Origin of the sequence: Shewanella fidelis ATCC BAA-318, from assembly GCF_000518605.1 — a bacterium.
Lineage (GTDB): Bacteria > Pseudomonadota > Gammaproteobacteria > Enterobacterales > Shewanellaceae > Shewanella > Shewanella fidelis.
In genome coordinates this window covers 336,529-360,249 of record NZ_KI912460.1, presented here as the reverse complement: position 1 = coordinate 360,249, position 23,721 = coordinate 336,529, and the positions used below count along the sequence as shown (strand labels likewise).

Annotated in this window: 22 protein-coding genes; 11 read left to right on the top strand and 11 right to left on the bottom strand. The window is 42.2% G+C overall.

Going from position 1 to position 23,721, the window contains the following annotated elements:
• The first annotated feature begins 770 nt into the window (after nt 1-770).
• Nucleotides 771-1,244, top strand: coding sequence for a GNAT family N-acetyltransferase (locus L884_RS0119465; RefSeq protein ID WP_028769056.1), 474 nt, complete (start codon nt 771-773; stop codon nt 1,242-1,244).
• A gap of 84 nt (nt 1,245-1,328) precedes the next feature.
• On the opposite strand, the gene L884_RS0119460 is transcribed toward L884_RS0119465, so the two are convergent.
• Nucleotides 1,329-2,687: an MATE family efflux transporter gene (locus L884_RS0119460; RefSeq protein WP_028769055.1), complete on the bottom strand. Its 1,359-nt coding sequence runs from the start codon at nt 2,685-2,687 to the stop codon at nt 1,329-1,331.
• A 35-nt stretch (nt 2,688-2,722) separates the two neighbouring features.
• Here L884_RS0119460 and L884_RS0119455 point away from each other — a divergent pair, with 35 nt between their 5' ends.
• On the top strand, nt 2,723-3,346 hold the full coding sequence (locus L884_RS0119455) for a riboflavin synthase (RefSeq protein ID WP_028769054.1): 624 nt from the start codon (nt 2,723-2,725) through the stop codon (nt 3,344-3,346).
• Between the two features lie 43 nt (nt 3,347-3,389).
• Here L884_RS0119455 and L884_RS0119450 read toward each other — a convergent pair whose 3' ends face one another.
• Nucleotides 3,390-3,590 carry a CPXCG motif-containing cysteine-rich protein gene (locus L884_RS0119450; protein WP_028769053.1) on the bottom strand — a complete coding sequence of 67 codons (201 nt, stop codon included), beginning with the start codon at nt 3,588-3,590 and terminating at the stop codon, nt 3,390-3,392.
• 2 nt (nt 3,591-3,592) lie between these two features.
• Nucleotides 3,593-4,330: a pteridine reductase gene (locus tag L884_RS0119445; protein ID WP_028769052.1), complete on the bottom strand. Its 738-nt coding sequence runs from the start codon at nt 4,328-4,330 to the stop codon at nt 3,593-3,595.
• A 355-nt stretch (nt 4,331-4,685) separates the two neighbouring features.
• Between L884_RS0119445 and thrS the strand changes: the two genes are divergently transcribed.
• The 5 genes from thrS (at nt 4,686) to L884_RS0119420 (ending at nt 8,695) form a co-directional block, all read left to right on the top strand.
• Nucleotides 4,686-6,614, top strand: a complete 1,929-nt coding sequence (gene thrS / locus L884_RS0119440) for a threonine--tRNA ligase (protein ID WP_028769051.1) — start codon at nt 4,686-4,688, stop codon at nt 6,612-6,614.
• A 3-nt stretch (nt 6,615-6,617) separates the two neighbouring features.
• Nucleotides 6,618-7,160: a translation initiation factor IF-3 gene (gene infC, locus L884_RS0119435; RefSeq protein WP_084221474.1), complete on the top strand. Its 543-nt coding sequence runs from the start codon at nt 6,618-6,620 to the stop codon at nt 7,158-7,160.
• An 88-nt stretch (nt 7,161-7,248) separates the two neighbouring features.
• Nucleotides 7,249-7,443 (top strand): 50S ribosomal protein L35, encoded by a 195-nt coding sequence (gene rpmI / locus L884_RS0119430; RefSeq protein ID WP_011865828.1) that lies wholly within the window; start codon nt 7,249-7,251, stop codon nt 7,441-7,443.
• Between the two features lie 18 nt (nt 7,444-7,461).
• Complete coding sequence (gene rplT / locus L884_RS0119425; protein ID WP_012155496.1) at nt 7,462-7,821, top strand: 50S ribosomal protein L20; 360 nt, start codon at nt 7,462-7,464, stop codon at nt 7,819-7,821.
• Nucleotides 7,822-8,134: 313 nt separating this feature from the next.
• On the top strand, nt 8,135-8,695 hold the full coding sequence (locus L884_RS0119420) for a GNAT family N-acetyltransferase (protein WP_028769049.1): 561 nt from the start codon (nt 8,135-8,137) through the stop codon (nt 8,693-8,695).
• A 125-nt stretch (nt 8,696-8,820) separates the two neighbouring features.
• Here the strand turns inward: L884_RS0119420 and trxB are convergent, their stop codons facing one another.
• Complete coding sequence (trxB, locus tag L884_RS0119415; protein WP_028769048.1) at nt 8,821-9,771, bottom strand: thioredoxin-disulfide reductase; 951 nt, start codon at nt 9,769-9,771, stop codon at nt 8,821-8,823.
• A 286-nt stretch (nt 9,772-10,057) separates the two neighbouring features.
• On the opposite strand from trxB, the gene L884_RS0119410 reads away from it, so the two are divergent.
• From L884_RS0119410 to L884_RS0119400, 3 genes are read left to right on the top strand one after another with little or no spacing between them, the layout of a single operon-like run.
• Nucleotides 10,058-11,185 (top strand): M14 family metallopeptidase, encoded by a 1,128-nt coding sequence (locus tag L884_RS0119410; protein WP_028769047.1) that lies wholly within the window; start codon nt 10,058-10,060, stop codon nt 11,183-11,185.
• 27 nt (nt 11,186-11,212) lie between these two features.
• Nucleotides 11,213-11,530, top strand: a complete 318-nt coding sequence (locus L884_RS0119405; RefSeq protein ID WP_028769046.1) for a hypothetical protein — start codon at nt 11,213-11,215, stop codon at nt 11,528-11,530.
• Nucleotides 11,527-11,808 (top strand): YeaC family protein, encoded by a 282-nt coding sequence (locus L884_RS0119400; protein ID WP_028769045.1) that lies wholly within the window; start codon nt 11,527-11,529, stop codon nt 11,806-11,808. The genes L884_RS0119405 and L884_RS0119400 overlap by 4 nt, the downstream gene beginning before the upstream one ends.
• A 327-nt stretch (nt 11,809-12,135) precedes the next feature.
• Here the strand turns inward: L884_RS0119400 and ansA are convergent, their stop codons facing one another.
• Nucleotides 12,136-13,152: an asparaginase gene (ansA, locus tag L884_RS0119395; RefSeq protein WP_028769044.1), complete on the bottom strand. Its 1,017-nt coding sequence runs from the start codon at nt 13,150-13,152 to the stop codon at nt 12,136-12,138.
• 326 nt (nt 13,153-13,478) lie between these two features.
• Nucleotides 13,479-15,320 (bottom strand): signal peptide peptidase SppA, encoded by a 1,842-nt coding sequence (gene sppA, locus L884_RS0119390; RefSeq protein ID WP_028769043.1) that lies wholly within the window; start codon nt 15,318-15,320, stop codon nt 13,479-13,481.
• Between the two features lie 155 nt (nt 15,321-15,475).
• Here sppA and L884_RS0119385 point away from each other — a divergent pair, with 155 nt between their 5' ends.
• A complete protein-coding gene (locus L884_RS0119385; RefSeq protein ID WP_028769042.1) occupies nt 15,476-17,491 on the top strand; it encodes an NADPH-dependent 2,4-dienoyl-CoA reductase in 2,016 nt (671 codons plus the stop codon).
• A gap of 385 nt (nt 17,492-17,876) precedes the next feature.
• Here L884_RS0119385 and yfaE read toward each other — a convergent pair whose 3' ends face one another.
• The 5 genes from yfaE to ubiG all read right to left on the bottom strand — a co-directional run bounded on the left by yfaE (nt 17,877) and on the right by ubiG (nt 23,585).
• Complete coding sequence (gene yfaE, locus L884_RS0119380; RefSeq protein ID WP_028769041.1) at nt 17,877-18,287, bottom strand: class I ribonucleotide reductase maintenance protein YfaE; 411 nt, start codon at nt 18,285-18,287, stop codon at nt 17,877-17,879.
• Nucleotides 18,256-19,386: a class Ia ribonucleoside-diphosphate reductase subunit beta gene (gene nrdB, locus L884_RS0119375; RefSeq protein ID WP_028769040.1), complete on the bottom strand. Its 1,131-nt coding sequence runs from the start codon at nt 19,384-19,386 to the stop codon at nt 18,256-18,258. The genes yfaE and nrdB overlap by 32 nt, the downstream gene beginning before the upstream one ends.
• A gap of 72 nt (nt 19,387-19,458) precedes the next feature.
• Entirely contained in the window at nt 19,459-21,747 is a 2,289-nt protein-coding gene (gene nrdA / locus L884_RS0119370; RefSeq protein WP_028769039.1) for a class 1a ribonucleoside-diphosphate reductase subunit alpha, read from the bottom strand.
• A 466-nt stretch (nt 21,748-22,213) separates the two neighbouring features.
• Nucleotides 22,214-22,882: an HAD family hydrolase gene (locus L884_RS0119365; RefSeq protein ID WP_028769038.1), complete on the bottom strand. Its 669-nt coding sequence runs from the start codon at nt 22,880-22,882 to the stop codon at nt 22,214-22,216.
• Nucleotides 22,875-23,585: a bifunctional 2-polyprenyl-6-hydroxyphenol methylase/3-demethylubiquinol 3-O-methyltransferase UbiG gene (gene ubiG / locus L884_RS0119360; RefSeq protein ID WP_028769037.1), complete on the bottom strand. Its 711-nt coding sequence runs from the start codon at nt 23,583-23,585 to the stop codon at nt 22,875-22,877. The genes L884_RS0119365 and ubiG overlap by 8 nt, the downstream gene beginning before the upstream one ends.
• Between the last annotated feature and the right edge of the window lie 136 nt (nt 23,586-23,721).

Below are 23,721 nucleotides of genomic sequence, written 5' to 3'. Positions count from 1 at the left end.
AAGGTTTTGTAAACAGTAATCCAGCTCCCGCAACCAATTCTTTTATAGAAGAAATAGAAATGTAGGCCAGCGTAAGCTGGTTTTTTTGTGTCTGAAATTTGTAGATCTGGTTATTTGTGTTTGTATGGATGTGGGGGGGAGCAGTTTGCTAGCTCGTCGGGCTCAACTCTTTATAAAAACTAGGCGAAGGTCGTTGCTAAGGTTTTGTAAACAGTAATCCAGCTCCCGCAACCAATTCTTTTATAGAAGAAATTGAAATGTAGGCCAGCGAAAGCTGGTTTTTTTATGTCTGAAATTTGCAGTTCTGGTTATTTATGTTTGCATGGACGCGGGATGGAGCAGTTTGGTAGCGCGTCGGGCTCAACTCTTTACAAAAGCTGGCGAAGGTCGTCGCTAAGGTTTTTGGAGAAAGTAATCCGGCTCCCGCAACCAATTTTTTTATAGCAGAAATAGAAATGTAGGCCAGCGAAAGCTGGTTTTTTTGTGTCTGAAATTTGTAGATCTGGTTATTTGTGTTTGCATGGACGCGGGGTGGAGCAGTTTGGTCGCTCGTCGGGCTCAACTCTTTATAATAAGCTGGCAAAGGTCGTCGCTAAGGTTTTGTAAACAGTAACCAGGCTCCCGCAAGCAATTCTTTATTTAAAGAATGATAAAACCTGTAGGCAAGCAAGAGCTGGTTTTTGTCGAGATTACAGCTGTTACTGCAATATCTAGCAGTTATACTGGCTAGGGTGTATCAGCTTAACTCTTAATACATTTTTGGAGATGTAATGAACATAGTTCAAGTTAATGATTCTAATAAACAGGTATATGAAAATCTATATCAAGGCTATGCGGCTGAGTTTTCGAAGATTATTGCAGATAAACCTGACAAAAATGGCTTATTTACAATATTTCCAAAAATAGAAGGCGATGTCAGAGGTTTTTTACTATATATCGATGAGGTACCAGCTGCGTTGACTGCAATTAAGAACAAAAGTGAAGATCAATTTGAGATCTGCGATTTCTATGTTGTGCCTTACTTTCGTAAAAATAGAGTTGGTAAATCTTTCATCACTAGCTTATTTAAACAGCTTCTTGGCTCATGGGAGATTAAGCAGGTTGCGGGAGCTGACCATGCTGTGGCTTTTTGGCGTGATGTCGTTAATGATTATACTGCGGGTGCATATATTGAAGATAAATATCATGATGAAGTCTGGGGCGTAGTCACACGCCAGCGTTTTGGGCATCGTGATTTAGACTAGTTATTTTTCAGTTTTTTTTCGACACAAATAAAAAGGCCAACTTACTAAAGTTGGCCTTGTGTTATTAATGCTGAGTTCAGTTGGCTAGATAGCTGATTGCACTGAACCTTGCTTTTGAATATATCTTAAACGGAAAGCAAACATGATTGCGGCTGAAGTTAAACCGGCAATCAAGCCAATCCAAAACCCTTGTGCTCCCATATGCGGTACGATGAGGTCGGTACGGGCTAAAGTGTAGCCAAGTGTCATACCTACACCCCAGTACGAAACTAGCGTGATATAGAAAGCACTGCGGGTATCTTTGTAACCGCGAAGCGCACCAGCAGTGACGACTTGAATTGAGTCTGATAACTGGTAGATGGCAGCAAAGAACATTAAGCTACCGGCAAGTGAAATAACTTCAGGGTTGTCGTTATAAAGCAGCGCAATTTCGTGTCTGAATAAAATAGTGATCACAGCGGTACAGGCTGCCAATGAAAATGAAATCATTAGCGCGAGTTTTGTCACCAAGGCTGCAATTTCAGGCTTGTCTTGCCCTAAGTAGTAGCCAACTCGAATAGACGCCGCAATACCTAAAGATAGCGGTAACATAAACACAATGGATGAAAAGTTAAGTGCAATTTGATGACCTGCAACAACGATTGCACCTAAAGGTGCTAGTAGTAGTGCGATGATTGCAAATAAACTCACTTCAAAAAACAGCGCCATAGCAATAGGTAAGCCATGCTTTGTCATATCAAACATGACTTTTAGGTCAGGCATGTGAAAAGATTTGAAAGGAGCGAGTTCTTTAAACTTTTTGTGAAGCTGCATATAGATGATCATGGCAATAAACATTGCCCAGAACACTAATGCTGTTGCTACACCACAGCCCGCACCACCCATAGCTGGCATGCCAAAGTGACCATAGATAAAGATGTAGTTAGCAGGAATGTTGACCGCTAGGCCGACAAAGCCTATCACCATAGTGGGTAAGGTGTAGGATATACCTTCGCTACAACCTCTTAATACTTGATACAGTACAAAAGCAGGTACGCCCCACATAAAGCCATTTAAATAGCCAACGCCTAACTTGGCCATTTCAGGCTCAAGATCCATCATGGTAAAAATATTCTCAGCAAATGAGAGAATAAGCACCACAATTGCACTACCAATTATGGCAATATACCCAGCTTGAAAGGCTAAAGGTTGTATTGCTTTTTGATTATCAGCACCATGATGGTGAGCGAAAACAGGGGTGAAGGCCATTAATAAACCTTGCACAAATAGCAGTGCAGGTAGCCAAAGGCTTGCACTGATCGCAACGGCAGCCATATCGACAGCGCTGACGCGCCCCGCCATAACGGTATCGATAAAGCCCATCATAGTTTGGGTAACTTGAGCAATTAGCACGGGTAATGCCAATTGGACTAAGCGTTTGGCTTGAAAGCCAGAATGGTTCATGGGTACAGCCCTTAATATACAAACGAGAGATAATTATGTTTACAGGTATAGTTCAAGCAACGTGCGAAGTGTTGGCGATTGATAAAAAATCAGGTTTAAATACGCTACAAATCGCTATTGGGCCGGATTTGCGCGAGGGACTTTCACTAGGGGCAAGTGTCGCAAATAACGGTGTATGTTTAACAGTCACAAGAATAGAAGATGATAGGGTGTTTTTCGACGTAATGGAAGAGACTCTAAAGCTAACTAACCTATCAAAACTGAGAGTTGGATCACAGGTTAACATAGAGCGTTCATTAACCTTTGGTAGTGAGATTGGTGGCCACATTTTATCGGGTCATGTACACACCCAAGCACAAGTAGATTTGGTAAGCCAAACTGACGAACATTACGACATGCGTTTGACCGTTGAACCTAAATGGATGAACTACATTTTATACAAAGGATTTGTTGGCGTTAATGGGTGTAGTTTGACTGTGGGTGAGGTTACGGAAAATAGCTTTATGCTGCATCTCATACCTGAGACCTTAAAGCTCACTAATCTAGATAGTTATGTTAAAGGTGATTCAATAAACATAGAGATAGATAGCCAAACTCAAGCTATTGTTGACACGGTTGAGCGTGTACTAGCAAAGCGCTTTGCTGAACAAGCTGTTTGATTCTATCTAATCTTAGCCACTACTATGCTTATATCTGCAAATATTAATAGATTTGCTCATCATCTGAATCGATAAAAAACTCTATTTTGTGGTTTGCCTCATCCATATGTAAGCGCATATGGATGGGGTTACAGCATACTCGGCAATCTTCATAATAATCTTGATCGCCACAGGTGGCGTCGATATTAATGTGTTGATGGTGACCACAGTGTGGGCAGCTTATCGTCTTATTGATAAATCGCATTGTTACGCTCCCTTAAAGCCAACAGCGCTTCTTCCTCCATCTACTGCAATCACTTGCCCTGAGATATAGGTCGCGTTGACTAAGTGAGATATAAGCTTGGCAATATCGTCAGCTTGTCCAAGCTTGCCTAATGGAATTGCATCTAAAACGGCTTGTTGCGACTGTTCAAGAGACTGTTCGGGCCATAAAATTGCTCCCGGCGATACACCGTTTACTCGGATATTCGGCGCCAGTTCTTGTGCTAGTGAAAGCGTCGCCATTTCAAGTGCAGCTTTTGATATAGAGTATAGTCCATGATCCTTTAATGGGCGCTTGGCGTGGATATCAAGCAAGTTAATAATACAGCCTTGATTCTGGCCTAATAAATCACTGAGCTGTTCGGCTAAAAAGTAGGGGCTTATCAGGTTTGTTGTTAAAATCTGCTGAGCTTGGCAAAAGTTGCTTGTACCTACTGGTGTTGGGAAAAAACACGAAGCGTTATTGATCAGAATTGATAAGCTTATATTGGCCGCTAATATGTCACTTGTTAAGCGCTTTACGGCTTTAGGTTCAGCTAAATCTGCCTGCATCATCATCGCTGAATTAGGCCGTATATCATTAAGTTGATCTTTTAGCTGTTGGGCTTCTTTTGCTGACTGACCATAGTGAATAAGGATGTTATATCCCTCACTATGTAACTGACGCGCGATTGCTAAGCCAATACGTTTACTGGCGCCGGTAATTAAAGCCCAAGTTGCCATGGCGAGACTCCCTTATTTATGCGTAAAACTCAATTTAGTGGTAAGCATTGGTGTCGCTATATTAAGGGATAGAATTGGAATATGTTAGCAGTTTGAGCAAAAGTGTCGCTAGGAGTTGTTACTACAAATTAGTCGGGTTTTAGGGCTAACATTTGCTCCAATATCAAACTTATCAAATAAACAGTAACAAATCAGTTGCAGCCCTTGCATAAGCTATTGGCTATCACATAGAATTAGCAGCTTGCGCGCTGGAAAACCCAGGCTCCTGTACGGCCTAGTCCCAGTGGCGTAAACCACACTTAATTTTAAAACCAAGTGGCCCTACGTGGGGGTCACCACTGGAAAAGGAAAAATCATGCCTGTTATTACACTTCCTGACGGAAGCAAACGCGAGTTTGCTCACCCTGTTTCAACTTTAGATGTTGCCGCTGATATTGGTCCTGGTCTTGCAAAAGCGTGTATCGCTGGTCGCGTAAATGGCGAGCTAAAAGATGCTTGCGATATGATCGAAACTGATTCAGAGCTTTCAATCATTACAGCTAAAGATGAAGAGGGTGTTGAAATTCTTCGTCACTCTTGCGCTCACTTGCTAGGTCATGCGATCAAGCAATTGTTCCCAGAAACCAAAATGGCTATCGGCCCTGTTATTGATAATGGTTTCTACTATGACATCGATTTAGAGCATAAGTTGACCCAGGAAGATATCGATGCGTTAGAAAAGCGCATGGCTGAACTTGCTAAGACTAATTATGACGTTGTTAAACGTGTTGTTAGCTGGCAAGAAGCGCGTGATACTTTTGAAGCTCGTGGTGAAGAATACAAGATGGCTATTTTGGATGAGAATATTCCAAAAGATTCTACGCCAGCACTTTATCACCATGAAGAATACATCGACATGTGTCGCGGTCCACACGTACCGAACATGAAGTTCTGTCACCATTTTAAGTTGATGAGTGTTGCTGGTGCATACTGGCGTGGTAACTCAGACAACAAGATGCTTCAGCGCGTATATGGTACAGCTTGGGCTGATAAGAAAGCACTTAAGGTTCACCTAAACCGTCTTGAAGAAGCTGCTAAACGTGACCACCGTAAGATTGGTAAGCAATTAGATCTTTACCATATGCAAGAAGAAGCGCCGGGTATGGTGTTCTGGCACAACGATGGTTGGAGCTTATTCCTAGAGCTTGAAAAGTTTATTCGTCAAAAGCTTGGCCAGTACACTTACCAAGAAGTAAAAGGCCCATTGATGATGGACCGTGTACTTTGGGAACGCAGTGGTCACTGGGATAAGTATTCAGAAGCTATGTTTACGACTAGCTCTGAAAACCGTGAATACGCGGTTAAGCCAATGAACTGTCCTGGTCACGTACAGATCTTTAACCAAGGTCTTAAGTCATACCGTGACTTACCACTTCGTATGGCTGAGTTTGGTTGCTGTCACCGTAATGAGCCATCAGGTTCACTACATGGTCTAATGCGTGTACGCGGCTTTACTCAGGATGACGCACATATTTTCTGTACTGAAGAACAAGTTCAGCAGGAAGTAAGCGCATGTATCAAGATGGTTTACGATACATACGAAACATTCGGCTTTAACAATATCGTCGTTAAGCTTTCAACACGCCCTGAAAAGCGTATTGGTGACGATGATATGTGGGATCGTGCAGAAGAAGCACTTAAGCAGGCATTGACTGCTAACGGTATTGAATTTGAGATTTTACCGGGTGAAGGTGCTTTCTACGGCCCTAAAATTGAATTTACATTACACGATTGTCTAGACAGAGCGTGGCAATGTGGTACAGTGCAGCTCGATTACGCGTTACCAGGTCGCTTAGGTGCAACTTATGTTGCAGAAGATAACAGCCGTCAAACACCGGTTATGATCCACCGTGCGATTCTTGGTTCGTTAGAGCGTTTCTTGGGTATTCTTATCGAAGAGTACGCAGGTAAATTCCCTGCTTGGTTGTCACCAGTTCAGGTTGTTGTAATGAATATTACCGACAAACAGTCGGATTATGTCGATAATGTCGTCAATTTATTCAAAGAACATGGAATTCGTGCAACTAAAGACTTGAGGAATGAGAAGATAGGCTTTAAAATACGCGAACATACCTTAAGGCGTGTGCCTTATCTGTTGGTCGTTGGAGACCAAGAGATGGAAAATAAGGAAGTGGCGGTGCGTACCCGTGAAGGGGTTGACTTAGGTAAGATGCAAATCGAAGAATTTGCTACTAAGCTCAAAAACCAAATTTCGCTCCGTAGTCTAAATTTGTTGGAGGATTAGGTCATAAAGATCAAGAAAACAGCAGGGCGCCAGGCGGCCCCGAACAGAATTAACGAACTCATCACTGGTGTACCAGAAGTCCGTTTAAACGGCTTTGATGGTGAGCAATTGGGAATCATGAGCATTAGAGAAGCTCAAGAGATCGCTGACGAAGCCGGCGTAGACCTTGTAGAAATCAGTCCTAATGCAGAGCCGCCGGTTTGCCGTGTTATGGACTACGGTAAGTTCCTTTTTGACAAAGCAAAAGCTCAAAAAGAACAAAAGAAGAAGCAGAAAATTGTACAGGTGAAGGAAATTAAATTCCGTCCCGGTACAGACGAAAACGATTATCAGGTAAAACTACGCAACCTGACTCGTTTTCTAGAAGACGGCGACAAAGCGAAAGTAACGCTTCGTTTCCGTGGTCGCGAGATGGCTCACCAAAGTTTAGGTATGGATCTTCTGAACCGTATCAAAACTGATTTGGAAGCAATTGCTCTTGTTGAATCTTTCCCGAAAATGGAAGGTCGTCAAGCAGTAATGGTTCTAGCGCCGAAAAAGAAATAGTAAGGCAACCATAAAAAGTAACAGGGGCCTCTAGAGGTTTCCTGTTCGCCTTGCGTTTTATTAATTGTCCCAATGCGGAGTTTTAGCAATGCCTAAAATGAAAACAGACAAGGGTGTACAAAAGCGTTTTAAGAAAACCGCTAACGGTTTTAAGCGCAAGCAAGCCCACTTACGTCACATTTTGACCAAGAAGAGCACTAAGCGTAAACGTCACTTACGTGCTAAATGTTTAGTAGCTAAGTCTGATGTGCCAGCAATCGCACGTCAACTACCATACGCTTAATTAGAGGAGTAAAGAACAATGCCTAGAGTTAAGCGTGGTGTAACCGCTCGTGCTCGTCACAAGAAAGTACTTAAATTAGCTAAAGGTTATTATGGCGCTCGTAGCCGTACTTACCGCGTTGCTGTTCAAGCAGTAACTAAAGCTGGTCAATATGCTTACCGTGACCGTCGTCAAAAGAAACGTCAATTCCGTCAACTATGGATTGCACGTATCAATGCGGCATCTCGTCAAAATGGCCTATCTTACAGCCGTTTCATTAATGGTTTGAAAAAAGCATCAATCGAAATCGACCGTAAGATCCTAGCTGACATCGCTGTTTTCGATAAAGTTGTATTCGCAACTTTAGTAGAAAAAGCAAAAGACGCTTTAGCTAAGTAATTAGTTTAGAATCTTTTGAAAAAGGGAGCCTTAGGGCTCCCTTTTTTTATTACTGTTTTGTATATATTAATGGGTTAACTGACACTGAATGGTGTTATACCAATTAGTTTAATAAGTTGATCTACACAGAGCGTTTTTTGGCAAACTAGTTCATGGCGAATAGTTGCAAGAATGCTTGCTGCTTTGTGAAGTTAATAAACACAGAAGTAAGCAGCCAAAACCGCTAATCTCACGCTGATTGGCTAAACATTTGTACTGATTGGTATTGATTCACACAAAAGTGATTGTTTTTGGAATAGCAGAAGGAGCTGAAATGACAACCTTAACAACAAGCCGGCTTACAATTTCGCCTATGGCATTAGAGGATACAGAGTTACTGTTTTCATTAGACAGTGATCCTTTAGTCATGAAATACATTAATGGTGGTCGAGCGCCTACGCTAGAAGAAATTGAAACCGTGTTTGTACCGAGATTTGCGGCTTATCGAAATATTGAGAAAGGTTGGGGCTTATGGAAAGTATTTATTAAGTGTGATGCTATGCCTGCTCAAGATATAAATGAGTTTGCTGGCTGGATCTTAATTCGGCCGATGAATTTCTTTACTGATACGCCTAAATATAATGATTTAGAAATTGGCTGGCGATTTAAGCAATCAACGTGGGGAAAGGGGATTGCAACAGAGAGTGCTATTAAAGTGATTGAGCACCTAATCGATAGCCAACCCGAAATCGAGTATTTTTCTGCTATTGCTGATGAACGCAATCATGCTTCAATCAATATCATGAAGAAGTTAGCAATGAGCTATCAAGGAAAAATTGACCACCCTGACGCGAGTGATGATGTTGAAGTGGTGCTTTATTCTAAGGCTGTTTAATATATAGGTAAGCAGAACACTGGGAAACGCTATATCTAATTAAAACTGAGTAATACCAATACTGCTATGTTGCGATAAAAAAGCCAACTGTAGTCGTTAGCTTTTTTATCGATAATGACTGAGTGTTATTGCGCGTCTAAGAAGCGCTCAGCGTCTAATGCCGCCATACAACCGGTACCTGCTGAGGTAATTGCTTGACGGTAGTGTTGATCCATCACATCACCAGCAGCAAATACGCCTTTTATACTAGTTTGCGTGGCATTACCGTTTAAGCCGCTTTCAACTTTGATGTAGCCGTTGTTCATTTCAAGTTGGCCTTCAAACATCGCTGTATTTGGCTTATGGCCAATGGCAACGAATACGCCTGCAACTTCTAGATCTTTAATTGAACCATCTTTGGTGCTTTTCATTTTAAGGCCGGTCACGCCCATCTGATCACCAACAACTTCGTCAAGTGTGTTGTCTAGATGAAGAACGATATTGCCGTTTTCCACTTTATCCATTAGACGTTTAGTCAGGATTTTTTCGCTGCGGAATGTATCGCGGCGGTGAATAAGGTGAACTTCAGCAGCAATGTTACTTAGGTAAAGTGCTTCTTCAACAGCAGTGTTACCACCACCAATCACGGCTACCTTTTGATTGCGGTAGAAGAAACCATCACAAGTTGCACAAGCAGATACACCGCGGCCTTTAAAAGCTTCTTCAGACTCTAAGCCTAAGTACATAGCCGATGCACCAGTAGAGATGATTAGCGCGTCACAAGTAAACTCACCGTTGTCACCTTTTAGTTGGAAAGGGCGCACATTTAAGTTCACTTCATTAATGTGATCGAAAATAATTTCAGTTTCAAACTTTTCAGCATGCTTTTGCATACGTTCCATTAATGCAGGACCGGTTAGATCTTCTGCATCGCCCGGCCAGTTCTCAACTTCAGTAGTTGTGGTTAATTGGCCACCTTGCTGCATACCTGTGATCAATACAGGCTTTAGGTTTGCGCGAGCAGCATAAACCGCTGCTGTATAGCCTGCTGGGCCTGAGCCCAAAATAAGTAGTTCACAATGTCTAGCTTGAGTCATTATTTTCTCCGTTCCTTAACGAATGCGGTACAGCAAGGGAATGGATTCCCTTGTTTAACTAATTGCAGCGATTGTAGGGAATTTAACGTAAGGGGTAAAGCTCTGTATTGAGGTCCATCTTGCAACGAAAGCTGCCACAGCTGTGATATTTCGCGGTTTTTGTTGGGTTTTGGCTGCTCCTTATCACATTTTGGTTTATTCTATAGCACAAACAAAGATAGGTGGCTGGTTTGCGTCGTCAAACCTAATAGCCAAGCCTTCACAAGCAAAAGTAAAAGGAAGTGTTATGCGAATTACCGCCAATTTTGATAGTGGAAACATCGAAGTTATTAATTTAGATAATAAAGATGACATTCAACTAGCTATCCGCCCAGACGAAGGTGGAGAGTTTTTCCAGTGGTTTAACTTCAAGTTAGAAGGGGTTGTCGGCAATCAATATACACTGAATATCGTTAATGCTGATAAAGCATCTTACGTTAAAGGTTGGGATGACTACCAAGCAGTAGCAACTTACGATAGACAAACTTGGTTCAGACTGCCGACGCAATATAAAGACGGTAAATTATCTATTCAAGTTGATTTAGATTGCGATGCTATTCAAATTGCCTATTTTGCGCCATACAGTTACGAACGTCATCAAGATCTATTGGCGGCAGTACAAGTGCACCCACAGGTGAATTTAGAGCATTTAGGCTTAACCTTAGACGGCCGAGATATGACCTTGGTTAAAGTCGGTGATGGTGATGAGAAAAAAGCTAACATTTGGATCACCGCGCGGCAGCACCCGGGTGAAACCATGGCTGAATGGTTGGTCGAAGGTTTGCTAAACAATCTACTTGATAGTGATTGTCCGACTGCAAAAGCCTTATTAGATAAAGCCAACTTTTACATTGTGCCAAACATGAATCCGGACGGCAGTGCACGTGGCCATCTACGTACTAACGCGGTGGGGACTAACCTAAACCGTGAATGGAAAACACCTTCGCTAGAGAAGAGTCCAGAAGTGCTTTACGTGGTCAACAAGATGAAAGAGACAGGCGTAGATCTGTTTTATGACGTACATGGTGATGAAGGCTTACCATATGTGTTTTTAGCTGGCTGTGAAGGAGTACCGGCTTTCACTAAAGAAGACGCTGCCCGTCAGCAAGCGTTCGTTGATGCATTATTAATGGCTAGCCCAGATTTCCAAGACAAGTATGGTTACGATAAAGATGAACCAGGTCAAGCTAACCTAACCGTAGCTTCAAATTGGGTTGCTCATACCTTTGGTTGTCTTTCAAATACACTGGAAATGCCATTTAAAGATAATGCCAACATGCCAGATCTAATGGCTGGATGGTCGCCTGAACGCTGTATCTACCTTGGTGAAGCTTCTTTGATTGCAATGAATGCGGTCATTGATAAACTTAAGTAATAATCGGCATAGACTAAGAGGTAGCCCATGGCATTAGTTAATTGTCCTAGTTGTAACAAACGTATTTCTAGTATGGCTAAAGAGTGCAGTCATTGTCGCGCTAGCATTTCAGCTGACAATGAAAGTTTAAAGGTTATTAGCCATATTAAGCGTTCCAATCAATTGATGAACCAAAGCTTTTTGGCTTTGACCTTGTTTATTGGTGGTGTCGTGACTTGGTTTTGGGGCGGCGAGCCAGCCGAAGGAACTCGTTCATACATTGCAATTAGTGCTTTTTCGTTAGGTTTCGTAGGCTACTTAATTACTCGAGTGCAAATTGTACTGCATAAACGGAAGAAAGTATGACCGATATAAATAAAGTTATCGATGAGATGCCTGATGAGGTATATCAACGCCTATTAAGCGCTGTAGAGCTAGGAAAGTGGCAAGATGGTACGGTATTAACCGCTGAGCAGCGTGAATCTACTCAGCAAGTGGTGATGCTATATCAAGCAAGACGACTGCAGCAAACCGATCACTTTACTATTAATAGTGAAGGGCAGGTTAATGAGTTATCCAAGTCTGAGCTTAAAAAACAGTTTAAAGGCGAATCTATTGCTGAGTTCAAAGAACAAGAACTGTAGAAATGAGTGAGCTGACTTATTTTAAAGCCCAAGCCTAGTGCTTGGGCTTTTTAGTTTATTGTTATACCAATCAGAATAAACATTTAGTCACTCAGCGAGAGTTTAGCGGTTTTGAGGCAAGGCAACGAGTGAAGAGCATAGTTGTTCTACGGTCAAGCTCGTTAACACAGCATCAGAATTGCTAAAACTCGCCATTCTGGAGCGTTTTTGGCTGCCTACTTCTGCGTTGATTAGCTTTATAAGGGAATACCATTATTGCAGCTATTCGCCTTGAATTAGTTTGCCAAAATCCGCTCTGAGTTGATCAAATTCTTGTACTGATTGGTATTAATCGTTGGTGAGTTCACCGGCAATGGGAGTTTTCATTGCAGTTCGAATTTCGTCTGGAGACATGTCGGTTGATAGTAGGTAATGCAATTTAGTCAGTGCAGCTTCGGTTGTCATATCATAACCACTGGTGACCCCCGCTTCAGCAAGCGCATTGCCCGTAGCATATCCGTCCATGTTAACGCGTCCCTGAAGGCATTGGGTTAAGTTAACAATGACAATACCTCGCTCATGGGCGTCTTTTAAGGTTTTGAGTAGTTGCGGTGTTTGTGGTGCATTACCAACGCCAAAAGTCAGCAAGATAAGCGCTTTAACAGGCTGTAGCAGGATGTTTTCGAAAATTTCGGTACTAATCCCTGGGTAAAGGGTGACAACACCGATAGGTTGAGGACTGATCTTGGCCACTTCTAATGGGATCGCTGGATCATATTTCGCGCGTTTGCCCGCATGCCAACGAATTTTTATACCTGCTTCTAATAACAGAGGGAAGTTCGGAGAGGCGAAGGCGTTAAAACCATCAGCGTGTGCTTTGGTGGTTCGATTACCTCTAAATAATTTGTTATTAAAAAATAAACAGACTTCGGCAACAGGGTAGTTGGCTGCTATGTAAAGTGCGTTAAGTAGGTTGGTTTGACCGTCAGAACGAAGCTGGGCCAGTGGGATCTGTGAACCAGTGACAATGACTGGCTTTTGTAAGCCGTGCAACATAAATGATAGCGCAGAAGCTGTAAACGCCATGGTGTCAGTCCCATGAAGTATTACGAAGCCATCATATTGGTCGTACTTAGATTTAATATCGTCGGCAATCATTTGCCAATCGGTCGGTTTCATGTTCGCCGAGTCGATTAGTGGCGAGTATTCACTAATGACAAAGTCTGGCATCTCGTCATGATAAAACTCTGGCATTGCTTGCACACAACCAGTAAGAAAGTTGGCAACAGGCGCAAAGCCATGCTCGGTTTTTTGCATACCGATTGTACCGCCGGTGTAGGCCACGTATATAGAACGTTTTTTCATGTTGATTTTGTCTTTTAGTTCGAGGGTTTAGTTCTTAGATGCCGGCTAAGCCACTGCTGTTATTATTGCTATTATAGTATTGAGGCAGAGTTCGACTGCGGGATTATATACCTAAAGCAATAGTCGCGTCAGTGCTAAAACTTAATAATGCGTGTATTTGGCTGATGGTTAGCTAGAAAGAGGACAATGGTTGGCGTGAAGTCACATTTAGCCGAGTTTTGTGAAACTTTAATAGTTAGTTATTTAGCTTGCTTCAGAATTGAGCAAATGGCAGCGATTAAAAAGCCCAGCATATAGCTGGGCTTCTTTATATTGTCTATTAGCTGTTAATAGTTACAGGTATCACAGTATAGGTAGACGCCATTTGGATCGTCGAACGACTTGAATTCGTTAACCACATTCGACCATTGTCCGATAATGTTGTCTAGGGCACTCGATTGGGTTAATGATGGCGGCAGGTAATCTGCACTCGCTGCAAACATCTCTTGCACAAACTGTTCTTGAGGTGTTAACTCTCGCTCAATAACATCAGTATCGTAATGGTCTAAAGAGGCCATTTCCGCCGCTTTAGTAACAGCATCTTGCAATTCACCTAAGCCATCGACCAAGCCTAACTCCAGCGCTTTGCGTCCGGTCCACACTCGGCCTTGAGCAATACTATCTACTTGTTCCAAACTCATATTTCGCTCATTGGCTACAAGTGAAATAAAGTCATGGTAGCCGCGCTCTATATGGCGTTGGATCACCGCTTTAATTTGTGGTGACAGTCCCTTAGTGACAGAAAAACCAGCCCAGTCTGATGTACCTACACCGTCAGTATGAACACCGATGCTGGCAAGGGAGTCTTCAAAAGTCGTGATCATGCCGAATATACCAATGGAGCCTGTTAGCGTCGTTGGCGTGGCGTAGATGTAGTCAGCGCTGGCAGAAATCCAGTACCCACCTGAAGCTGCGTAGCTGCCCATACTCACTACAACTGGTTTATTTGCTTCTTTTAAAGCAAGTACTTCTTGTCGAATCTGCTCTGATGCAAATGCGCTACCGCCAGGACTATCAACACGTAATACCACTGCTTTTACTGAATCGTCAAATCGCGCTTTTCTAAGAAGGTTAGATGTACTTTCACCGCCGATTTGACCGGCAGGTTGAGAGCCATTCATTATGTTACCTTTAGCGACGATGATACCGACTTTGTCATTTAAGCTAAGAACAGGATGCGACTGGGTTACAGAAAGGTAGTCGTAAAAATCGATATGCTTAAATGATTCCCCATCAGTCGATTTGCCAACGGCATCGACCATAGCAAGGCGAAACTCTTCTGCTGATTTTAATGCGTCAACCCAATTCATGTTTAGCGCCATCTGTGCAGATTGGCCATCTGCTTTATCTAGTTGTGCTAAATATTGTTCGCCGCTTAGTGATAAATCGTCAGTTTTTAAGCCGCGGTTAGCAGCAACCGTATCAGCATAGCTTTGCCATAAATCATTAAGTAGGGTTAAGTTGGCTTCTTTAGCCGCGGCAGACATATCGTCACGGATAAAGGGTTCTACTGCTGACTTAAAGGTGCCAACACGAAAAACATGTGCGTTAATTTTTAATTTTTCAAAGGCTGACTTAAAGTAAAGACGATAACGGCTTAGCCCTTCAATTTGCACGCTACCCTGCGGATTAAGGTAGATTTTGTCTGCAAAGCTAGCGAGAAAATATTGGTTTTGGCCGTACCAGTCGCCATTGGCAACGACTGTTTTTCCGGTTGCTTTAAATGCATTTAAGGCATCACCAATTGATTGCAGCTTACTCATACCTGTACCGTTAAGTAATGCAAGGTCTAGTACGATTTGGCTGATCCTTTCATCGTGTGCTGCATTATTAATTACGGTCAACACATCCGCTAGCAGGATCTCACCACTACCGTCTGGCTCATTACCACTTTTCATGGCCGCTTCAAACGGGTCAACTTGGCGCTTTTGATCAACAATAACACCGGACAAACTCAGTACTAAGGCTGAGCCATCTTCTACTTGAACCGTATCTTCACTGGCTAGACTAACAATAATGATGGCGATTAAACCAAAGAAAACTAGATTTAGAAAAAGTTTTCTTAAGCCGTTAATGACATTCCAGCAAAGTAGGAATATCCTTTTGAAAATTGAGGGTTTAGTGGACATCAGCCACTCCTTTATCACTTCGATAATCTAATGCTAACTGAAATTTAGTGTGAAAGGAAAACTCAATTGTAAACGAATCTAATCAAAGCTGAGTTGAGCTTATTGATTACACAAGGTATGCTGAATTAAATCACTTGTTTAAAAAGGATGTTTGAATGTCGTTTCCGCATTTATTAGAACCCTTAGATCTGGGATTTACTCAGTTAAAAAACCGAGTATTAATGGGCTCCATGCACACAGGTCTAGAAGAAGAAAAGGGCGGCTTTGAGAAACTGGCAGCGTTTTATAAAGAACGTGCATTGGGTGGTGTAGGCTTAATTGTAACAGGCGGTATTTCACCAAACCTACGTGGACGTTTAGCGCCGAATGCCTGCCAGCTTAGTTTTCCATGGCAAGTTAAAAAGCACACCAAGGTGACTCAAGCTGTGCATGAAGCCGGGGGCAAGATCTGTATGCAACTATTGCATGCAGGCCGATATGGCTACCATCCTTTTTCAAGTGCACCAAGCAAAATCAAATCGCCTATCACACCTTTCACGCCGTCAGCCATGTCTGCAAGGCAAGTAAAGGCAACCATTAAAGACTATGCAACGAGTGCAGCTTTAGCTAAAAAAGCGGGTTACGACGGTGTTGAAGTCATGGGCAGTGAAGGCTACCTCATTAACCAATTTATCAGCTCTCGTACTAATAAACGTGATGATAAATGGGGCGGTGAATTTAGTGCTCGTGCTCAGTTCCCTATCGAAATCGTCAAGCAAATACGCGAAAAGGTCGGCACTGACTTTATTATCATCTTTAGGCTATCCATGTTAGATCTGGTTGATAATGGTTCGACATGGGAAGAAGTGGTACAACTAGCCAAATGGCTAGAGCAGGCCGGTGTGACAATCATCAATACCGGCATTGGCTGGCATGAAGCGCGTGTGCCAACGATTGCGACTAGCGTACCTCGCGGTGCATTTGCATGGGTGACAGAACGCTTAATGAAAGAGATGTCGATCCCACTCATTGCAACTAACCGGATTAATACTCCTGAGATTGGCGAACATATTATTGCTTCTGGACAAGCAGATATGGTGTCGATGGCAAGACCATTTCTTGCGGATCCGGACTTTGTCAATAAGGCGGCAGCCAATACTCCAGAACTTATTAATACTTGTATTGGTTGTAACCAAGCATGTCTCGATCATACCTTTTCACTAAAACGTGCTACTTGTCTAGTCAACCCTCGAGCTTGTTATGAAACTGAAATCAACTTTACTCCAGTTACTACCAAGAAACGCATTGCGGTAATGGGCGCTGGTCCAGCTGGAATGGCTTTTTCTATCTACGCCGCTAGCCGAGGTCATGAAGTGGTGTTATTTGAAGCTAAATCAGAAGTTGGTGGTCAGTTTAACTTGGCGCGTAAAATTCCAGGCAAAGAAGAGTTCGATGAAACTATTCGTTACTTCCTAAACCAAATAAAGCTACACAAGGTGGAATTGAGATTAAATACCCGCCTTGATGCCAGTGTTGTGCGAGATGAGCAGTTTGATGAGATTGTGATGTCCAGTGGTGTAAAACCAAGAGTTATCGACTTACCTGGTTTTGACAATCCTAAGGTAGTTGATTACCAAAAAGTATTGAACGGTGAAGTTGAAATTGGCCAAAAAGTAGCGTTAATTGGCGCTGGCGGTATTGGTTTTGACATGGCTCATTATCTTTGCGAGTCAGAGTCGTCGACACTTGATTTAAACCGCTGGTTGAAACAATGGGGGATCGATAAAGATTATAAACAAGCTGGTGGATTAACTGAGCAAGTTGCACAGGATAAACACCGCCAAGTTTACCTATTACAGCGCAAAACCAGCAAAATAGGTAAGGGCTTAGGTAAGACTACAGGTTGGATCCATCGCACTGTGCTGAAACAGCATCAAGTAGAGACCAAAACAGGCGTTAGTTACGATAAGTTTGATGAACAAGGCCTACATATTAGCGTCGATGGAAAAGCTGAAGTACTTGATGTGGATAATGTGATTTTATGCGCAGGGCAAGTTTCTAATATCGATCTTGTTGAGGAAATGAAGTCGACTGGCTTACCTGTGCATCTAATTGGTGGTGCAGATGTCGCAGCCGAACTTGATGCTAAGCGGGCTATTAGGCAAGGTGCTGAGTTGGCTATCGCGTTATAATACCTATTAGAATAAGCCTTATATGTGGCACTAGCCCGCTAATACAAATTGTGTCAGCGGGCTTTATTATTTTCGAAAGAAGATCGTTTTATCTAATACCAATTAATATAAGAAGTTGATCTACTCAGAGCGCTTTTGGCAAATTAATTCAAGGCGAATAATTGCAAGAATGGTTGTTCCCTTGTGAAGTTATTCAATGCAGAAATAGGCAGCCAAAAACGCTCCAGAATGGCGATTAAATATTTATACTAATTAGTACAAATTGGGAGCAAAATTGTTTGCTAAGCGGAGACGCGAGTAGATAGACACATTTCACAAGTAGAGATTGAGGCTAAAACAACAGGTTGTAACACGATTCAAAGCTAAACAAGGTTATTTGTTTAGCTTAGCTTTGTACTTGGGGGACAACTGATGTCGCTTCGGTGGTTTCGACTTTCGTTGGGCTCGCTACACGCATGACCACTTCAGCACCTTCGGCAGAGAGTGCCAAGTCGATATCACCATCGGGCATACAACAGCAGGGCAGACATTCGTCGGCTTCTAGGGTGACTAGAGGATCGTTCAGATATGTGACGCTACCACTAAGCACTTTGGTTTTACATTGACCACAATATCCACTACGACACTCGGAAAATATTTTAACCTTTTTCTGTTCAAGGGCTTCGAGCAAGGTTTGGTGCTGCTGATTAAACAGCAGCACTGGCACACCTTTAAGGCTCACAATAGGAGCCTTTTTAAAGCTTGCTTGACTAAAATTTACAGGCTTAAAGGTCAAAATCAGCAAACTCGTCTGCATCGACAGAAGAGTCGATTTGGCCTACTAGGTAAGAAGAGACTTCTACTTCTTGCGGAGCAACCTGAACTGAGTCACTTTCAAGCCAGTTCTTCATCCAAGGAAGTGGATTGCTTTTTTCTTCATATGGAGACGCTAAGTTAACCGCTTTCATACGCTCGTTAGTAATGTATTCAACATACTGACATAGGATATGCTCGTTAAGACCAATCATTGAACCGTCTTTAAATAGGTACTTAGCCCATTCTTTTTCTTGCTCAGCGGCTTTGATAAAGATATCAATTGCGGTTTGCTCACACTCTTTCGCAATCTCAGCCATTTCAGGATCGTCTTTACCGCCTTGCATAATTTTTAAAATATGCTGGGTGCTATTTAGGTGCAATGCTTCATCACGTGCAATTAGACGGATGATTTTTGCGTTACCTTCCATTACTTTACGCTCAGCAAAAGCGAAAGAGCAGGCAAAGCTAACGTAGAAACGGATCGCTTCAAGTACGTTTACTGAAACCATACACAAGTAAAGTGCTTTTTTAATAGCACGCTTGTTGACCTCAATCACTTCACCATCGATTTCATGATTGCCCTCGCCATGTAGGTGATAAGCCTGGCTTAACTTGATCAAATCGTCGTAGTAGTTAGCAATATCACTTGCACGCTTTAAGATCTCTTGGTTTTCAACGATATCATCAAACACAATTGACGGATCGTTTACGATATTACGAATAATATGTGTGTAAGAACGTGAGTGAATAGTCTCAGAGAAAGACCAAGTTTCAATCCAAGTCTCTAGTTCAGGTAGTGATACCAGCGGTAAAAATGCAACGTTTGGCGAACGACCTTGAATAGAGTCAAGAAGGGTTTGGTATTTTAAGTTTGAGATAAAAATATGCTTTTCATGCTCTGGCAGCGCTGCGTAATCAATCTTATCGCGGCTTACGTCTACTTCCTCTGGACGCCAGAAGAATGATAACTGTTTTTCAATTAGCTTTTCGAAAACTTCGTACTTTTGTTGATCGTAACGCGCCACGTTAACAGACTGCCCAAGAAACATAGGCTCAAGCAATGCGTTATTTGGAGTTTGACAAAATGTTGAATAGGCCATTTTTCTATCTTCCGATAATGGGGGCGAGGCCCCCTTAAATTAACGTTTAATACTAATGATTAAAATCTTAAGTTAGATCTTACACGCGCCGCCAGCGCAACTGTCATCTTCTTTCTCAATGGCAGTGATGTCATCGTGACTATCTGACGCGCCATCACGAGTATTGTGATAGTAAAGTGTCTTCACACCATATTTGTAAGCGGTTAATAAGTCTTTCAATAGCACCTTCATTGGTACACGACCACCCTCAAATCGAGTTGGGTCGTAGTTAGTATTTGCAGAAATAGATTGATCTACGAACTTCTGCATTAATCCTACTAACTGTAAGTAGCCTTCGTTATTTGGCATTTGCCATAATAATTCATAGCTATATTGGTATTTCTCAAAATCAGGTACAACTTGCTTTAGCTGACCGTCTTTACTTGCTTTAACACTGATTAAACCACGTGGTGGTTCAATACCGTTGGTTGCGTTTGAGATCTGTGATGAGGTCTCAGACGGCATCAATGCAGACAGAGTAGAGTTACGTAGACCATGAGTTTTGATCTCTTCACGTAAGGTTTCCCAATCAAGGTGTAACGGCTCATCACAAATCTTATCCAAATCACGCTTATAAGTATCAATAGGTAAAATACCTTTAGCGTAAGTCGTTTCATGGAAAGCAGGACAAGCACCTTGCTCTTGAGCTAGCTTCATTGACGCTTTCAATAGGTAATATTGAATCGCTTCAAATGTCTTATGGGTAATTGCGTTTGCTGAACCATCTGAATAACGTACGCCTTCTTTGGCTAAATAGTTGGCAAAGTTAATTACACCGATACCTAGTGTACGGCGATTCATCGAAGCTTTCTTAGCTGAGATGATAGGGTAGTCTTGATAATCAAGTAGGTTATCAAGTGCACGTACTGCCAAATCTGCTAATGGTTCCAGCTCTTCTAGCTTTTTAATCGCACCTAAGTTAAGTGCTGATAGCGTACAAAGTGCGATTTCACCATCCGGATCGTTAATGTTGTTCAATGGCTTAGTTGGCAAGGCGATTTCTAAACACAAGTTAGATTGGCGAACTGGCGCAACTTTTGAATCAAACGGGCTATGGGTATTACAGTGGTCCACGTTTTGGATGTAAATACGACCGGTTGAAGCACGCTCTTGCATCATTAGCGAGAATAATTCAACAGCCTTGATCTGTTTCTTACGGATGCTTGGATCAGCTTCGTATTTTAGATATAAACGCTCGAATTCCTCTTGATCTTCGAAGAACGCATCGTACATACCTGGCACGTCAGATGGACTGAACAAGCTGATCATACCGCCTTGTACTAGGCGTTGGTACATAACCTTGTTGATTTGCACGCCGTAATCTAAGTGACGAATACGGTTATCTTCAACACCACGGTTATTTTTAAGTACTAACAGTGATTCAACTTCTAAGTGCCACATTGGGTAAAATAGGGTTGCTGCACCACCGCGTACACCACCTTGTGAGCAAGATTTAACTGCTGTTTGGAAGTACTTATAAAATGGTAAGCAACCAGTATGGAAAGCTTCACCGCCACGGATAGGGCTACCTAGCGCGCGAATACGACCAGCATTAACACCGATACCTGCACGTTGCGACACATACTTAACGATTGATGATGAAGTCGCGTTAATTGAATCAAGGCTATCGCCACATTCAATTAATACGCACGAGCTGAACTGACGCGTAGGTGTACGTACGCCGGCCATAATTGGTGTTGGTAGCGAGATCTTAAAGGTCGATGTCGCATCATAGAAATCTTTAACGTATTGCAGACGAGTATCTTTCGGATACTTAGCAAATAAGCAAGCAGCAACCAGAATATATAGGAACTGTGCGCTTTCATAGATCTCATGGCTAACACGGTTTTGAACTAAATACTTACCTTCTAATTGCTTAACGGCAGCATATGAGAAGTTCATGTCGCGCCAATGGTCGATATAGCTGTCTAGTATATGGAGCTCTTCTTTGCTGTAATCTTCAAGAATATGCTGATCATATTTACCTAATTCAACCAGTTTCACTACATGATCGTATAGCTTAGGAGGTTCAAATTGGCCGAACGCTTTTTTTCGCAAATGGAACACAGCAAGGCGTGCAGACAAGAACTGGTAATCTGGAGATTCAGGTGAGATTAAGTCAGCTGCAGCTTTAATGATAGTCTCATGAATAGCTTCGGTGGCAATGCCATCGAAAAATTGTAGGTGAGAACGTAGTTCAACCTCAGAAACAGAGACATTATTTAGCCCCTTTGCTGCCCATTCAATAACGCGATGGATTTTGTCGAGATCGATCGTCTCACGTTCGCCACTACGTTTTGTGACTGTCATATTGCTATTCATTAAAGATAGACCTTGGTTTTTATATTTATGAAAGTGACCTGTTCAGGTTCACCGTACGTTTCCCTGTAAACAAACAGTTTTAACCGTAAAAACGGAGAGTTCCTTTTTGTTGACACAAACGACTAAATAGTGCCTGCTTAAGTCTCTCACACACAATATATGGTGTTTTTAGATTTAATAGCTACAAGATAGTGAGGTTATCAGTTTTTTGCAAGTATGAATTTAGGGGACAAGTTGTGGATATCTTGAGGATAATCGAAGCTGTTAGTAACGACTAACCGTTAAAGCTTGTTTTGCATTGAATTCCTCAATAGCGAGGAATATTTGAGCAAATAAAAAGATCGTTTAGATCGCAGTTTAGTTGAGCGATCGCAAACGATCATTTCTAGTGCTTTTGTATGATAAAAAAACAGCTAATGACTACTGCTAGTCAAAGCTTATTTAAGCGGTTCTCAATCAAAAAAGTTTAATTGAAAAAGTTGTTTAAACACTCGCCAGTCTTAAATCGAATATCAGCAGGCCATTTGTCTATCATGTCACTGGAACTGATATAACCCCATTGTGCTAAGCCTGAAATCATACCTGATGCTTTAGCGGCGACCATGTCTCGCTCGGCGTCACCTAAGTACAAGATGTGCTGCGGCGCTACGTTTAGTTGCTGTGCACCTAATAACATAGGTGCGGTATGTGGTTTTGAATGGCGAGTGGTGTCACCACTTACAATCGTAGGCATATTGGCAGTTAAGCCTAATCGATTCAGTAGGGGTCTAGTAAATCGAGCGGGTTTATTGCTGACGATACCGTAAGGGATCTTAAGTTCAGTTAATCTAGCTAGCAGTAGATCTAAGCCTGAAAATAATTGGCAATTATCACCATTTATTTGCTGATAATGATCAAACAATGATTGCTGTAATACAGGAACTAACTCATCAGTAATATCGGGCAGGGCGGTTTTTATCATGGCAACGCTGCCATGAGAAGCACTGGCTCGCAGTGCATCAAAGCCCACTTGATTATAACCGTTTGCTTGTAACGCCATATTAAGCGCTGCAATCATGTCTGGTGCGGTGTCAGCAAGGGTGCCGTCTAAATCAAACAGCACACCTTTGACTTGGCTAACATTAACCTCAGTCATGTTTAACCGTAGCTATCATGTAGTTAACTTCAAGGCTCTTGGTATATCTAAAGATATCTGTAATTGGATTATAAGTAATACCAACCGCATCCTTACAAATTAGCTCAGACTGTTCAGCCAAACCAATTAACTCAGATGGACGAATAAACTTATTATGATCGTGAGTGCCAACAGGTAGCATCTTTAATAAGTACTCGGCGCCAAGGATCGTTTCTATGTAAGCACGGATATTGCGGTTAATGGTAGAAAAGAAAACATAACCACCTGGCTTAACCATATCAGCACAGGCTTGGATAACAGAGCTTGGATCGGGTACGTGTTCAAGCATTTCCATGCAAGTTACGACGTCATATTGACCACGGTGCTCATCTCGATGTGCTTCAGCCGTATTCTTAACATAGTTAATATTTACGCCGGCTTCTAAAGCATGCAACCTTGCAACATCGAGTGGTTCGTCACCCATATCTAAACCGGTAACCTCTGCACCAATTTTTGCCATACTTTCTGACAAGATCCCGCCACCACAGCCGACATCGAGTACCTTCTTAGCGAAAATTCCACCAGCGGTCTGGTCAATATAGTTCAGGCGTAGCGGATTTAAGTTATGTAGCGGCTTAAACTCGCCATTAGGGTCCCACCATGTAGCGGCCATTTTCTCAAACTTTGCGATCTCTTGTGGATCAACATTATTCTGTGTTTGCACGTAAATTACCTCTGAGCGACAAATCCGTCTTTTGCCAACATTATAATGATTAGTAGTAAGAAACAAAGCAGTTATGTAGCCGTTTGTTACTTATTGAACAAAGTGAACAATTAATGCGCCTATGCCTTGATTTTAA

Coding starts and splice junctions, on each gene's coding strand:
- L884_RS0119465 (WP_028769056.1), top strand. CDS start 771: ATGAACATAGTTCAAGTTAATGATTCTAATAAACAGGTATATGAAAAT.
- L884_RS0119460 (WP_028769055.1), bottom strand. CDS start 2,687: ATGAACCATTCTGGCTTTCAAGCCAAACGCTTAGTCCAATTGGCATTA.
- L884_RS0119455 (WP_028769054.1), top strand. CDS start 2,723: ATGTTTACAGGTATAGTTCAAGCAACGTGCGAAGTGTTGGCGATTGAT.
- L884_RS0119450 (WP_028769053.1), bottom strand. CDS start 3,590: ATGCGATTTATCAATAAGACGATAAGCTGCCCACACTGTGGTCACCAT.
- L884_RS0119445 (WP_028769052.1), bottom strand. CDS start 4,330: ATGGCAACTTGGGCTTTAATTACCGGCGCCAGTAAACGTATTGGCTTA.
- thrS (WP_028769051.1), top strand. CDS start 4,686: ATGCCTGTTATTACACTTCCTGACGGAAGCAAACGCGAGTTTGCTCAC.
- rpmI (WP_011865828.1), top strand. CDS start 7,249: ATGCCTAAAATGAAAACAGACAAGGGTGTACAAAAGCGTTTTAAGAAA.
- rplT (WP_012155496.1), top strand. CDS start 7,462: ATGCCTAGAGTTAAGCGTGGTGTAACCGCTCGTGCTCGTCACAAGAAA.
- L884_RS0119420 (WP_028769049.1), top strand. CDS start 8,135: ATGACAACCTTAACAACAAGCCGGCTTACAATTTCGCCTATGGCATTA.
- trxB (WP_028769048.1), bottom strand. CDS start 9,771: ATGACTCAAGCTAGACATTGTGAACTACTTATTTTGGGCTCAGGCCCA.
- L884_RS0119410 (WP_028769047.1), top strand. CDS start 10,058: ATGCGAATTACCGCCAATTTTGATAGTGGAAACATCGAAGTTATTAAT.
- L884_RS0119405 (WP_028769046.1), top strand. CDS start 11,213: ATGGCATTAGTTAATTGTCCTAGTTGTAACAAACGTATTTCTAGTATG.
- L884_RS0119400 (WP_028769045.1), top strand. CDS start 11,527: ATGACCGATATAAATAAAGTTATCGATGAGATGCCTGATGAGGTATAT.
- ansA (WP_028769044.1), bottom strand. CDS start 13,152: ATGAAAAAACGTTCTATATACGTGGCCTACACCGGCGGTACAATCGGT.
- sppA (WP_028769043.1), bottom strand. CDS start 15,320: ATGTCCACTAAACCCTCAATTTTCAAAAGGATATTCCTACTTTGCTGG.
- L884_RS0119385 (WP_028769042.1), top strand. CDS start 15,476: ATGTCGTTTCCGCATTTATTAGAACCCTTAGATCTGGGATTTACTCAG.
- yfaE (WP_028769041.1), bottom strand. CDS start 18,287: ATGCAGACGAGTTTGCTGATTTTGACCTTTAAGCCTGTAAATTTTAGT.
- nrdB (WP_028769040.1), bottom strand. CDS start 19,386: ATGGCCTATTCAACATTTTGTCAAACTCCAAATAACGCATTGCTTGAG.
- nrdA (WP_028769039.1), bottom strand. CDS start 21,747: ATGAATAGCAATATGACAGTCACAAAACGTAGTGGCGAACGTGAGACG.
- L884_RS0119365 (WP_028769038.1), bottom strand. CDS start 22,882: ATGACTGAGGTTAATGTTAGCCAAGTCAAAGGTGTGCTGTTTGATTTA.